This is a genomic window from Microbispora sp. H10885 (assembly GCF_014161415.1).
In the GTDB taxonomy this organism is placed as follows: domain Bacteria; phylum Actinomycetota; class Actinomycetes; order Streptosporangiales; family Streptosporangiaceae; genus Microbispora; species Microbispora triticiradicis.
The window spans coordinates 162,409-173,924 of the sequence record NZ_JABBWY010000005.1; the positions used below are offsets into that span (position 1 = coordinate 162,409).

At 71.7% G+C, this 11,516-nt stretch carries 13 protein-coding genes; 7 read left to right on the forward strand and 6 right to left on the reverse strand.

Annotated elements, in window-relative coordinates; translation table 11 throughout:
- The first annotated feature begins 99 nt into the window (after nt 1-99).
- Both HHX37_RS14890 and HHX37_RS14895 read left to right on the forward strand, forming a co-directional pair.
- Nucleotides 100-495: a VOC family protein gene (locus HHX37_RS14890; RefSeq protein ID WP_220502888.1), complete on the forward strand. Its 396-nt coding sequence runs from the start codon at nt 100-102 to the stop codon at nt 493-495.
- Between the two features lie 100 nt (nt 496-595).
- On the forward strand, nt 596-1,450 hold the full coding sequence (locus HHX37_RS14895; protein ID WP_182881543.1) for an ACT domain-containing protein: 855 nt from the start codon (nt 596-598) through the stop codon (nt 1,448-1,450).
- A gap of 8 nt (nt 1,451-1,458) precedes the next feature.
- Here HHX37_RS14895 and HHX37_RS14900 read toward each other — a convergent pair whose 3' ends face one another.
- Nucleotides 1,459-2,322, reverse strand: coding sequence for an aldo/keto reductase (locus HHX37_RS14900; RefSeq protein ID WP_182885779.1), 864 nt, complete (start codon nt 2,320-2,322; stop codon nt 1,459-1,461).
- A 207-nt stretch (nt 2,323-2,529) separates the two neighbouring features.
- On the opposite strand from HHX37_RS14900, the gene HHX37_RS14905 reads away from it, so the two are divergent.
- The gene (locus HHX37_RS14905; RefSeq protein WP_165900687.1) at nt 2,530-2,670 is read left to right on the forward strand and encodes a hypothetical protein; all 141 of its coding nucleotides are present in this window, start codon (nt 2,530-2,532) and stop codon (nt 2,668-2,670) included.
- Between the two features lie 27 nt (nt 2,671-2,697).
- Here the strand turns inward: HHX37_RS14905 and HHX37_RS14910 are convergent, their stop codons facing one another.
- Complete coding sequence (locus tag HHX37_RS14910) at nt 2,698-3,345, reverse strand: protein-L-isoaspartate(D-aspartate) O-methyltransferase (protein ID WP_310738174.1); 648 nt, start codon at nt 3,343-3,345, stop codon at nt 2,698-2,700.
- 131 nt (nt 3,346-3,476) lie between these two features.
- A complete protein-coding gene (locus HHX37_RS14915) occupies nt 3,477-4,037 on the reverse strand; it encodes a cysteine hydrolase family protein (protein ID WP_182873797.1) in 561 nt (186 codons plus the stop codon).
- Between the two features lie 132 nt (nt 4,038-4,169).
- On the opposite strand from HHX37_RS14915, the gene HHX37_RS14920 reads away from it, so the two are divergent.
- Both HHX37_RS14920 and HHX37_RS14925 read left to right on the forward strand, forming a co-directional pair.
- Nucleotides 4,170-4,598: an RrF2 family transcriptional regulator gene (locus tag HHX37_RS14920; RefSeq protein ID WP_111700916.1), complete on the forward strand. Its 429-nt coding sequence runs from the start codon at nt 4,170-4,172 to the stop codon at nt 4,596-4,598.
- Nucleotides 4,599-4,671: 73 nt separating this feature from the next.
- Nucleotides 4,672-5,856: a globin domain-containing protein gene (locus HHX37_RS14925; protein WP_182885780.1), complete on the forward strand. Its 1,185-nt coding sequence runs from the start codon at nt 4,672-4,674 to the stop codon at nt 5,854-5,856.
- 19 nt (nt 5,857-5,875) lie between these two features.
- On the opposite strand, the gene HHX37_RS14930 is transcribed toward HHX37_RS14925, so the two are convergent.
- Both HHX37_RS14930 and HHX37_RS14935 read right to left on the reverse strand, forming a co-directional pair.
- Nucleotides 5,876-6,712 (reverse strand): SAM-dependent methyltransferase, encoded by an 837-nt coding sequence (locus HHX37_RS14930; RefSeq protein WP_310738173.1) that lies wholly within the window; start codon nt 6,710-6,712, stop codon nt 5,876-5,878.
- Nucleotides 6,713-6,802: 90 nt separating this feature from the next.
- Nucleotides 6,803-8,425: a GH1 family beta-glucosidase gene (locus HHX37_RS14935; RefSeq protein ID WP_182885781.1), complete on the reverse strand. Its 1,623-nt coding sequence runs from the start codon at nt 8,423-8,425 to the stop codon at nt 6,803-6,805.
- A 398-nt stretch (nt 8,426-8,823) separates the two neighbouring features.
- Here HHX37_RS14935 and HHX37_RS14940 point away from each other — a divergent pair, with 398 nt between their 5' ends.
- Together HHX37_RS14940 and HHX37_RS14945 are read left to right on the forward strand one after the other, a co-directional pair.
- Nucleotides 8,824-9,837, forward strand: coding sequence for a LacI family DNA-binding transcriptional regulator (locus HHX37_RS14940; RefSeq protein WP_208759138.1), 1,014 nt, complete (start codon nt 8,824-8,826; stop codon nt 9,835-9,837).
- A gap of 112 nt (nt 9,838-9,949) precedes the next feature.
- A complete protein-coding gene (locus tag HHX37_RS14945) occupies nt 9,950-10,255 on the forward strand; it encodes a DUF6401 family natural product biosynthesis protein (protein WP_182885782.1) in 306 nt (101 codons plus the stop codon).
- An 87-nt stretch (nt 10,256-10,342) separates the two neighbouring features.
- On the opposite strand, the gene HHX37_RS14950 is transcribed toward HHX37_RS14945, so the two are convergent.
- Complete coding sequence (locus HHX37_RS14950) at nt 10,343-11,416, reverse strand: mechanosensitive ion channel family protein (RefSeq protein WP_220502889.1); 1,074 nt, start codon at nt 11,414-11,416, stop codon at nt 10,343-10,345.
- Nucleotides 11,417-11,516 lie beyond the last annotated feature (100 nt).

The following is an 11,516-nucleotide window of genomic DNA, read 5'->3' on the forward strand; positions in this document are numbered from 1 at the left end:
CGGCGGAAGATCATCACTCTCGGATCACGCTCCGGGATTGAAGGAAGGCGCGCGGGGCAGCGGCCGGACGACGATCTCGGGACAATTTCGGGAGGACGCGTGACGCCACGCATGACCCTGTCCGCGACGGTGCTCGACGCGCCGGACGCGCGGGAGCTCGCGGCCTTCTACCAGCGGCTGCTGGGCTGGACGATCGACTCCGACGAACCCGGCTGGGTGACGATGCACCCGCCCAGGGGCGGCGCCGGGTTGTCGTTCCAGACCGAGAAGGAGTACGTCCGGCCGGTCTGGCCCGCCGGTCCAGGAGACCAGCGGATGATGCTGCACCTGGACATCGAGGTGGACGACCTGGAGACGGCCGTGGCGCACGCGACCGGCGCCGGGGCGACGCTCGCCGGCCACCAGCCCCAGGACGACGTGCGGGTCCTCCTCGACCCCGCGGGGCATCCGTTCTGCCTTTGGGTCAGGACGGACGGCTCCACGCCGGAACCGTGATGATCCGGTGATGCGGGCGGCGGCCCGGTGAGAGCGGATTAATGCGGACGACATTCCACGCACGGTGACCGCGTAACAGCGCCGGGTCAGACTTCTGGGCATGAGCGAACCGAGAAACGCCGCCGGCGAGGGCGGCCATCCGACTCCCGGCCCGCTTCACCGGCATCACGGCGTCCGATCCTGGCGGCGGGAGATCGCGGAACTGGCCGCGCTCTTCCTCGCCGTCGGGCTCGCCCACGTGCTCGCCACCCTGCTCGGCCACCGCGACCCCGGCCCGGTGGTGCTCGTCGGCGTCGGGCTGGCGTTGATCGTCGGCTCGGCCGTGCACAAGAGACTGTCGGTCCCGGGGGCCGTGCGCGGGCGCGTCCGCCCGGGCACGGATCACGCGACCAGCCTGTGGCGGGTGCGGGCCAGGGTCGCCGAGCGTCCCGGCCGCCTCGCCGCGCTCGCCGGGGCCTTCGCCCGGCTGGGCTGCAACATCCTCTCCCTGCAGATCGCCCCGGCCGGCAGCGCGGCGATGACGCGGGGAGGCTGCGACGCCCTGGACGAGTTCGTCGTCGAGGCCCCGGCCTCGCTCACTCCGCAGGACCTGTGGCGCGCCGTCGACGGGGCCGGCGGCGCCGACGCCGTCATCGTCCCCGCCCAGGTGAAGGACCTCATCGACCCCGGCATCCAGGCGCTGCTGCTGGGTCAGCGCGTACGGGACGATCCGGGCGAGCTGCTCCCGGCCATGACGGAACTGCTGCGTACGGCGGACGTCCGGTGGCGGGAGCCCGGTGAGCCGGCTCCGGACAGGACGCCGAACACCGTGATGACGGTTCCGGTGAATCCCGGCGCCGCCCTGGTGGTGACGAGACGCGACCTGCCGTTCACGCCGACGGAGGCGGCGCGGGCCGCCGCGCTCGCGGCGGCGGCCCGGCACCGTCAGTGGGCCGACGACTGGCCCGGCGAGTGAGACGGCGCTCAGCCGGCGGCGTCGAGGCGGCCCAGCTCCTCGGGAGTGAGCTCCAGGTCCACCGCCTTGACCGAGTCGAGAATCGTCTCCGGCCGCGACGAGCCGGGGATCGGGATCACCACCGGCGCCTTGGCCAGCATCCAGGCCAGGCACACCTGCTGCGGGCTCACCTCGTGGGCCTTCGCGACCTCCGCGAACGGGGCGAAGCGCGACCCCAGCTCGCCGGCCTTGGAGATGCCGCCCAGCGGGCTCCACGGCAGGAAGGCGATGCCCATTTGCGCGCAGAGTTCGAGTTCGGCCTCGCTGGAGCGGAACGCGGGCGAGAACTGGTTCTGCACGCTCACGAGGCGACCGCCGAGGATGTCGCCGGCCTGGCGGATCTGGTCGGGGTTCGCGTTCGAGATCCCGGCGTGGCGGATCTTGCCCGCGTCGAGCAGGTCGCGGAGCGCCCCGATCGACTCCTCGTACGGCACCCGCGGGTCGGGCCGATGGAACTGGTAGAGGCCGATCGCCTCGACCCCCAGCCGCTTGAGGGAGGCGTCGCACGCCTGCTTCAGGTGCTCGGGCGAGCCGTCCTTCGTCCAGGAGCCGTCGCCCGGGCGCAGGTGGCCGCCCTTGGTCGCGACCAGCACGTCCGAGGTGTCGCCGCCGTAGCCTGCCAGAGCGCGGGCGATCAGCGATTCGTTGTGGCCCACCTCGTCCGCGTGCAGGTGATAGGCGTCGGCCGTGTCGATCAGCGTCACTCCGGCGTCCAGCGCCGCGTGGATGGTCGCGATGGAGCGCTGCTCGTCGGGCCGCCCCTCGATCGACATCGGCATGCCGCCGAGACCGATCGCGCCGACCCCGAGATCACCGATGCGGCGAGTCCGCATGAAGGATCCTCCTTGCGAGAAGAGACAGAGACGTGTCCCCTATCCTGCGGGTCCCGCATCAAGCCCGCCATCCGAAGATCCTCCTCGCATCCGGACATATCTACCCAAATGCGGATGGTTCATGAACACGTCAACCTATATTGGGATAAACCGCACGAGAGGTCCCGGGTTCGTCGCCGGGGCTCGTCGACAGCAAAGGCACAACCAATGAGCGTGCATGTTCACGTCCGCCTCGACGACGGCCTGGCCGTGACCGAGGACGGCCGGTTGCTGGAGCTGACCCGCTGCCGCTGCGGAGCCTCGTGGACCAGGACCTACCACGTGCACGAGGGCGAACCGGAGGCCTGACCGCCCGTCCGCCCGCCACCGCACCGGTCAGGAGGGGTAGCCGAAGCGGCCGTGCAGGCGGACGAAACTGGCCAGCGTGAGGACCTGACGGGGTTCGAGGCCGATGACGGTGCGCTCGAAGAGCACGACCTCCTCCCGGCCGCCGGTGCCGATGGGCTGCACCAGCCGCCCGCCGGGCCGCAACTGCTCGACCAGCGGCGCGGGGACCGTGGGAAACGCCGCCGAGACGATGACGGCGTCGTAGGGAGCGTGCTCACGCACGCCCTGGCCGCCGTCGCCGACCCGCACCTCCGCGTTGCGGATGCCCTGCCGGGCGAGGTTGCGCCGCGCCGCCCGCACGAGGTCGGGCCACAGGTCGACGCCGACCACGTCGCCGGCCATGCGGGCGAGCAGCGCGGTCTGGTATCCGAGGCCGGAGCCGACCTCCAGCACGTGCTCCACGCCGGTGAGCGCCAGTCCCTCGATCATCGTCGCCGACAGGGACGGCTGGGTCGTCACCTGCCCGTGCGCGATCGGGATCGGCGCGTCCTCGTACGCGTGCGCGACGTGCGCGGGCGGGACGAATCCCGCCCGCGGAGTCGAACGCACCGCCCGGAGCAGGCGCTCGTCACGGACCCCCACCGCCCGGACGGCCCGGACGAGGTCTTCGGGACAGGCGGCTGCGGTCACGTCCACCACGCTCACGTTCGACGCCGAGCGCGCCTCCCCCTCCAGCGGCCCGCTCTCCCCCGGTGATGCCCCCTGAGCGGCCCCGGAACCGCGCCACCGGCTCGGCCCGTCCGAACGACTCGGGATGTCCGGACGGCTCAGGGGGTGCCGAAGTCGACCTCAGCCGTGGGAACGGTCGCCGCGCCGCGGCCGGGCGCGGTCTGGAACTGCCAGTAGAGGTTCGTGTGCGCGATCACCTGCGCCGGAGCCGGCGCGCCGTAGGCGGTGAGGTCCTCGGTGGTGTGCGCGTCGCCGACCAGCGTCACGTCGTAGCCCCGGACGAAGGCCCCGTGGAGGGTCGAGCGGATGCACGCGTCGGTCTGGGCGCCGGTGACGACGACCCGGCCCACCCCGCGCTCGGCGAGCCGCGCCTCCAGATCGGTGTCCTCGAACGAGTCGCCGTAGATCTTGTGGACGAGCGGCTCGTCGTCACGCCGCACCAGCTCCGGCACGTACTCCCAGGCCTCGCTCTCCCGCTGCAACTCGCGCCCGTCGGAGTGCTGCACCCAGATCACCGGCACGTCCTGCGCACGGGCCTTGCCGATCAGGGTGTCGATGTTCGCGATCACGGCGTCGCGGTCGTGCGCGCCCGCCACCACCCCCTTCTGGACGTCAATGACGAGCAGCGCGGTGTTCGGGCGTTCGGCCAGGGTCGTCATGGGTGTTCCCGTCTTTCGTCACGGATCCTGTCGCCGCCCAACCCTAGGACCGGCCACCGACATTTTCGCCGGACCGGAACGTCCGGCCCACCCAAATTGGAGTATTAAATACCGATTTGCTAGGGTCGAGACGTGCGGTTGACGAAGTTCACGGACCTGGCCCTGCGCGTGACCATGCGCCTGGCGGTCCTGGAGGAGGGCACGTCACTCACCACCCGCCAGGTGGCCGAGGCGATGGCGATTCCCTACAACCACACCGCCAAGGCCATCGCCCGCCTGCAGCACCTCGGCGTCGTGGAGGCCCGCCGGGGACGCGGGGGCGGGCTGGAACTGACCCGGTTCGGCCGTACGGCGTCGATCGGCTGGCTGGTCCGCGAACTGGAGGGAGAGGAGGAGGTCGTCACCTGCGAAGGGGAGGTCCCCTGCCCGCTCCGGGCCGCCTGCCGCCTGCGCGGCGCGCTGCGCGCGGCGCAGCACGCCTTCTACGCCTCCCTCGATCCGGTCACCGTCGACCAGTTGGTCTCCTCGCCGTCCGGGCCGGTGCTGCTCGGCCTCTCCTGACCCGCGTACGCGGGAAGAGTCCGGCAGACCCACGGCTTTTAATATGCGTATTAGATACCAATTTGGAGGAATCATGTTGTCCCCGGAGTCGGCCGCGACCGTCCGCGCCACCCTGCCCGTGATCGCGGGCGCGATCCAGAGCATCACCGCCCGCTTCTACGACACGTTGTTCGCCGACAACCCCGAGCTGCTGCGCGACCTGTTCAACCGGGGCAACCAGGCCAACGGCGAGCAGCGCGTCGCGCTGGCGGGCTCGATCGCCGCGTTCGCGACCGCGCTGGTGGACCACCCGGGCGGGCTTCCCGGCACGATGCTGTCCAGGATCGCCAACAAGCACGCCTCCCTCGGCGTCACCGAGGAGCAGTACGCCGTGGTGCACAAGTACCTGTTCGGCGCCATCGGTGAGGTGCTGGGCGACGCTGTCACGCCCGAGGTCGCCCAGGCGTGGGACGAGGTCTACTGGCTCATGGCCGAGACGCTGATCGGCCTGGAGCGCGACCTCTACCGCGAGGCGGGCCGGGGCTGGACGCGCGCCACGGTGACCGAGCGGCGCGACGAGACGGCGGACGCCGCCTCCTTCCTCCTGCGCCCGGGCGTCCCGCTGCAGTTCCTGCCGGGCCAGTACGTCAGTGTCCGGGTCACGCTGCCCGACGGCGCGCGGCAGATCCGGCAGTACAGCCTGTCGAACGCCCCCGAGCGCGGCGACTGGCGGATCACGGTGAAGCGGGTGCGCGGCGAGAGCGCGCCCGAGGGAGAGGTCTCGACCTGGCTGCACGAGCACCTTCGGGCCGGTGACGTGCTCGACGTCTCCGCGCCCTTCGGCGATCTGACCCTGCCGGAGGGCGACGGCGCGCTGCTGCTCGCCTCGGCGGGCATCGGGGTCACCCCCGTGCTGTCGATGCTCGATCACCTCGTCGCCACCGGGTCGGGCCGGCGGGTGGTGGTCGTCCACGCCGACCGCTCCCCCGGTTCCCACGTCCACCGGGAGGAACTGGCGGACCTGGTCGCGGCCCTGCCCGGCGCCACCCTGCACCGGTGGTACGAGGACCTGCCGGAACAGGACCTGAGCGGTCCGGCTCCGTCGGCCGGCCGGGCCGACCTGTCGGCGGTCGACCTGCCCGCGGGCGTCACCGCCTGCCTGTGCGGGCCGCTGCCGTTCATGCGGGCCGTACGCGCGCAGCTGACGGCGCGCGGCGTGTCCGCCTCCGACATCCGCTACGAGGTCTTCGGCCCCGACCTGTGGATCGCCGGGGACTGATCCGGTCCCGCCGGGAGGTTCAGCGCAGGAGGCCGACGCCCGCGTAGCCGTCCACGCCGGGGATCCTCGGCAGCCTGGGCTCGTCGGGCTCGGGACGCCAGTCCTCGGTCACCACCAGGCCCGGCTCCACCAGGTCGAACCCGTCGAAGAACCGCAGGAGCTCGGCGTGGGTCCGGGGGGTGACGCCGGCGGCGGAGGTGCTCTTGTACAGCTCGCGCCCCTCGCGGATCTTCTCCTCGTCGAGGTCGCCGTACGACAGGTGGCTGAGGGCCATCGCGCTGCCGGGGGCGAGGCGGTCGCGCAGCGTGGCGACGATGCCTTCGGCGTCGGGGATGAAGTGCAGCACCGCGACCATGAGCAGCCCCACGGGCCGGCTGAGGTCGAGGTGCTCGTTGATCCGGGGATCGCCGAGGATGCCCTCGGGGTCGCGCAGGTCGCCGTCGACCACGATCGTCGTGGCGTTGTCGGCGAGCAGGGCCCGGCCGTGGGTCAGCACGATCGGGTCGTTGTCGACGTAGACCACCCGCGAGCCGGGGGCGGCCCGCAGCGCGACCTCGTGGACGTTCTCCTGCGTCGGCAGCCCGGCGCCGATGTCGAGGAACTGGCGGATGCCCTTCTCGGCCATGAGGGTCACGGCACGGCGGATGAAGCGCCTGTTGCTCCGGACCCCTTCGCGCGCGTTCGGAGTCAGCTCGATGAGCTTCTCGGCCGCCGCCCGGTCGACGGCGAAGTTGTCCTTACCGCCGAGGAGGTAGTCGTAGATCCGGGCGACGCTGGGGACCGTGACGTCGATCCCCGGCGGCCCCTGCTCCAAGTTCATCGTGCTGCCCCTGATGCCGTGCCGTACTTTGATCACCAAAGTAGCCGACAAATCGGGATTCGGCGCACCAAAATGGGAATTGACCGACATGCTTGACCGCTGTCGAGCGGGGCCTCGGCCGGTCGGTCAGCCCAGGTCGCCCCCCGAACGGTCGCCCCGGGGAGTGCCGGCCACCAGGACGTCGACGGGCGGACCGGAGGCGACGGGATCGGCGACGTCGAAGTCGTCCGGGCCGTAGCCGTAGTGAGCCCTGCCGTAGCCGCCCGTGCCGTAGCCGACCACGCCGGGGTCCCCGATGACGGGCCCGGCGATCACCGGGTCGGTCATCACGGGATCGATGAACAGCGGCTCGGGGGCCAGGGGGCCGTCGATCACGGGATCGGCGATGAACTCGCGCATCCAGCGGAAGCTGGACTTCGGCGTGCGCTCCTGGGTCTCGTAGTCCACGTGCACGAGCCCGAACCTCGCCGAGTACCCCCGGGCCCACTCGAAGTTGTCCATCAGCGACCAGGCGAAGTAGCCCCGCACGTCGGCGCCCGCCGTCATCGCGTCGTGGGTCGCGGCCAGATGGTCGCGCAGGTAGTCGACGCGCCCGGCGTCCTCCAGCACGCCGTCGTCACCGTAGCCGTTTTCGGTGATGTAGACCGGCGGCAGGTCCGGATAACGGGTGGTCAGGCCGACCAGCGTCTCGTACAGCCCCTCGGGCTCCACCACCCAGCCCAGCCCGCTGGTGCGCGCGTCCTCCGGCGTGACGGTGCGCACGCCGAGGTCGAACGCCGTACGGCGGCCCGGGTCGGCCTCCGCGTAGGGCGCGGCCTCCACGTGCAGCCGGTAGTAGTAGTTCACCCCGAGGAAGTCCACCGGCGTCCCGATGGTCTCCAGATCGCCGTCCCGCCGGAACGAGAAGTCGGTGATCCGGCCGAACGTCTCGGCCATGTCGGCGGCGTAGGAGCCGCCGAAGAGCGGGTCGGTGAACTGCCGGTTGACCAGCAGGTCCATCCGCCGCGCGGCCGCGACGTCCTCCGGCGAGGTGGTCGCCGGCACCGTGGGCGACATGTTGAGCGTCACCCCGACCCGCTGGTCGGGCCGGGCCAGCGCCCGCAGGCGCGCGACGGCGAGGCCGTGACCGAGCAGCAGGTGATGGGCGGCGGCCAGTGCGCCGTGCCCCTCCGTCGCGCCCGGCGCGTGCCGGCCCTCGCCGTACCCCACGATCGACGAGCAGTACGGCTCGTTGAGCGTGATCCAGTTCGACACCGAGTCGCCGAGCGCGTCGTACATCACCTCCGCGTAGTCGGCGAAACGCTCCGCCGTCTCGCGGACCCGCCAGCCCCCGCGGTCCTCGATCGCCTGGGGCAGGTCCCAGTGGTACAGCGTGACATACGGCTCGATGCCGCCCTCGCGCAGGGCGTCGACGAGGCGTCGGTAGAAGTCGAGGCCGCGCCGGTTCACCGGCCCGCGCCCGTCCGGCAGGACGCGCGGCCAGGCCACGGAGAATCGGTAGGCGGCCGCCCCCAGCTCCTTCATGAGATCGACATCCTCTTGCCAGCGGTGATAGTGGTCGCAGGCGATCTCACCTGACTCGCCCCGCGCCACCGCGCCGGGCATCCTGCAGAAGGTGTCCCAGATCGAGCGCCCCCGGCCGTCGACGTCGACGGCCCCCTCGATCTGGTACGCCGCGGTGGCCGTACCCCAGACGAAGCCGGCCGGGAAGGCCCGCGGCCCGGCGGGGCGGTGTTCGATCGCCGTCATCCTGTGATCGCTCCAGACTCGGCGCCCGCGCACGAGTGATCGGCCCACGCGCCGAGACCGGCCGTGCGGGCGATGGATCCGTTCCTCCGTAAGCCGCGGGTATCGCCGTACGGGACGACGACCGGACGCGCGGGCAGGCGGAGTTTCGCAGCGGACACCTGGACTCCTTCACAGGAGAAGGGATGCGGCTGCGAGATGGCGACAGCGGCCGAGCCCGTGGCAACGAAGCAGCGTCGGCCGATGCCCGACATCACACCTAAGAAGAAGGGAATGTGTCAAGTCACAGAAACATAACTGTGGGAAATTTCGATTACGGGTTGCGAGCGGCCCAGGAAGTACGTACTTTGTGAGAACGGTCCATGAAACCGGTTACAGCGAGATGCGATAGCGTTTGGTCCGTGGCAACGATCAGAGAGCTGGCGCGCCTGTGCGGCGTGTCCCCGGCGACCGTCTCCCGAGTGTTCAACAATCCCGAGGTAGTCAACGCGAAAACCAGGGAGCAGGTCCTGCGGACGGCCCGCCAGATCGGCTACCTGCCCAACGAGTCGGCGCGCACGCTGGCCACCAAGAAGTCCTTCATGGTCGGCCTGCTGTGGGACACCGACCACCGCCGGCCCGGCTGGCGCCATCCGTTCTTCCAGGAGATCCTGATCGGCCTGAAGACGGCGCTCAGCGGGCGCGGATACCACCTGCTCATGCTCGCCACCAGCGGGGAGCACACCGACGACGCGTACGTGCGGGCCGCCCGCAGGCACAACCTGGACGGCGTGGTGATGATCGACAGCGGCACCTGGGACCCGTCGCTGCGGCACCTCGCCGAGTCGGGGGTGCCCTGTGTCAGCCTCGACCGTCCCGTGCAGGGCCCCAAGGCCACATACGTGACCTCCGACAACGTGGGCGGCGCCCGCCAGGCCGTACGGCACCTGCACGAGCAGGGCCGGCAGGCCATCGCCACAATCACCGGGCCCGCGCACACCCGGCCGGGGGCGGAGCGCCTGCAGGGCTACCAGGAGGAGCTGGCCCTGCTGCGCCTGCCGTACCGGCCCGAGCACGTCGCCGAGGGCGACTTCTACGTCACCGGCGGGGAGGCGGCGATGCGGCGGCTGCTGGAGACGGACGAACGGCCCGACGCGGTGTTCGTCGCGGGCGACGAGATGGCCGTCGGCGCGCTGCGCGCGATCGCCGAGGCCGGACTGAAGGTGCCCGAGGACATCGCGGTGGTCGGGTTCGACGACATAGAGGTCGCGGCCCTCGTGCCCCCCGGCCTGACGACGATCGCCCAGGACAAGGACGGTTTCGGCGCGGCCGCCGCGGAGGCCCTGGTCTCCATGATCAACGGCGCCGACGCCCCGCCGGCCCGGATCCTGCCCACGACACTCGTCGTACGGGGCTCCAGCACGCGCGCGATCTGACGGCCGCCGTGGCGGGACGGTCCCCCGGCGAAAAGAGCGGTTTCGGGCGAGTTCGCCGCCGGGGCCGCTTATCGTGATGGGGCATCCCTGTGCCTCACCCCCGGAGACCCACGTGTCCGAGCACTCCTGGCCTGTCCGCATCCGCGCCGAGTTCGCGCAGCGTGTGCTGGACCTGCGGCACCAGCACCCGGGCGTCCTCGCCTCGCTGGACCAGCACATGGCCGCCGTCCGGCAGGCCATCTCGGGCCTCGGCGAGCGGGTCGGGCCGTCCTCGCTGCTCGCCTATCTGATCGGTTTCTGGGACGGGGCCCAGGAGAAGGGCTGGCGGACGCCCGGGCCGGACCAGCCGCTCGACTTCGCCGTCCTGCGCATGACCGCGGTCTGCCTGCTGCTCGACACCGCCGCCGACCCCGCCTGACGCCACGCCCGCCCCGCCCGGTTGACACGGGTGCGGGGCGCCCCTCTGGTCGGGACGCCCCGCGAAACGCGACGGAGGAGACGGCGGTCAGCGGACCGGCGGAGGCTCCTCGGGCGGCGTGGGCCACGAGGCGGGACCCGCCTCACCCGGAGCCGCCTGACCGGGGTTCGGTTCACTGCGCGCCGACCGACCGCGCGGGTCCGCCGGGCTGATCGGGGTGGTCGCCGCGCCCGGAGCGGCCGGCGCGCCCTCCTGCGGGTACGCGCCCTCCTGCGGGTACCCCGTGGTCGGGCCCTCCGGGGACATCGGCTGCGGAGACACCGGCGCCTGCGGGGAGCCGGCGGTCTGCGGGTAGGCGGTGCGCGCCGGCTGGGCGAAGGCGCCGGCCGTCTGGCGCGGGTAGGTCTCCCGCGGCATGGCCTCCTGCGGCACGTGGACGGTCTCCATCGCGTCGGAGCGGCCCTGGCTGTAGGCGGCCGCCTGGGCGCGGATGGTCTCGGTCTCCACCTCCGCACGGTTCAGCCAGTGCTCCCAGCGCTGCTGCATGGGCCGCACCAGCCCGCCGCCGACGCCCACGATGACGACTCCGGCGACGGCCGCCAGGAAGGCGATCAGGACCGGCGTGGTGACGGTGGTCGCGACCTCGATCTGGTTGAGCGCCGCGATGACGCCGAGGCCGATGATGAAGACCGACGCGATCGTGGCGAGCGTCCTGCCGTACGACAGGGAGCCCAGCGCCGCGCTGACGATGTCCTTGACGGCCCTGGCGATGGCGGTGGCGACCACGATGATCACGATCGCCACGGCGGCCTTGGGCAGCCAGGCCACGACGCCGGCGAGCAGTGCGCTGACCGGGTTGGGGCCGAAGACGGAGAAGGCGATCTGCAGCGTCACCAGCAGGATCGCGTAGTACACCAGTTTCGCGAGCAGGTCGGACGCGTCGTACTTGCTGCGCGCGAGCACCCGTCCCACGCCGCCGCGTTCGACCCAGCGGTCGAACCCGACGCGTTCGAGTACGGCGTCCACCACCTTGCGCAGGGCCTTGGCGACCAGCCAGCCCACCACCAGGACGACGACGAATGCGAGGAACTTGGGGACGAAGGTGACGACCGACGACCAGGCGTCGGCCACTCCTCTTCCCCAGTCGACCGGAGCGGCCATAAGTCCTCCTGTTCAGAGCCTTCCACCGCCGGGGGCGGGGACCTACGAGGGCGGCAGCTACCCGGTGACCGGCGTCTCATTCGCGGCCGGTGTTCGCCCC

Bases quoted from the DNA above. Each gene is read 5' to 3' on its own strand.
- HHX37_RS14895 (WP_182881543.1), top strand. From the start codon at position 596: ATGAGCGAACCGAGAAACGCCGCCGGCGAGGGCGGCCATCCGACTCCC.
- HHX37_RS14900 (WP_182885779.1), bottom strand. From the start codon at position 2,322: ATGCGGACTCGCCGCATCGGTGATCTCGGGGTCGGCGCGATCGGTCTC.
- HHX37_RS14905 (WP_165900687.1), top strand. From the start codon at position 2,530: ATGAGCGTGCATGTTCACGTCCGCCTCGACGACGGCCTGGCCGTGACC.
- HHX37_RS14915 (WP_182873797.1), bottom strand. From the start codon at position 4,037: ATGACGACCCTGGCCGAACGCCCGAACACCGCGCTGCTCGTCATTGAC.
- HHX37_RS14925 (WP_182885780.1), top strand. From the start codon at position 4,672: ATGTTGTCCCCGGAGTCGGCCGCGACCGTCCGCGCCACCCTGCCCGTG.
- HHX37_RS14935 (WP_182885781.1), bottom strand. From the start codon at position 8,425: ATGACGGCGATCGAACACCGCCCCGCCGGGCCGCGGGCCTTCCCGGCC.
- HHX37_RS14950 (WP_220502889.1), bottom strand. From the start codon at position 11,416: ATGGCCGCTCCGGTCGACTGGGGAAGAGGAGTGGCCGACGCCTGGTCG.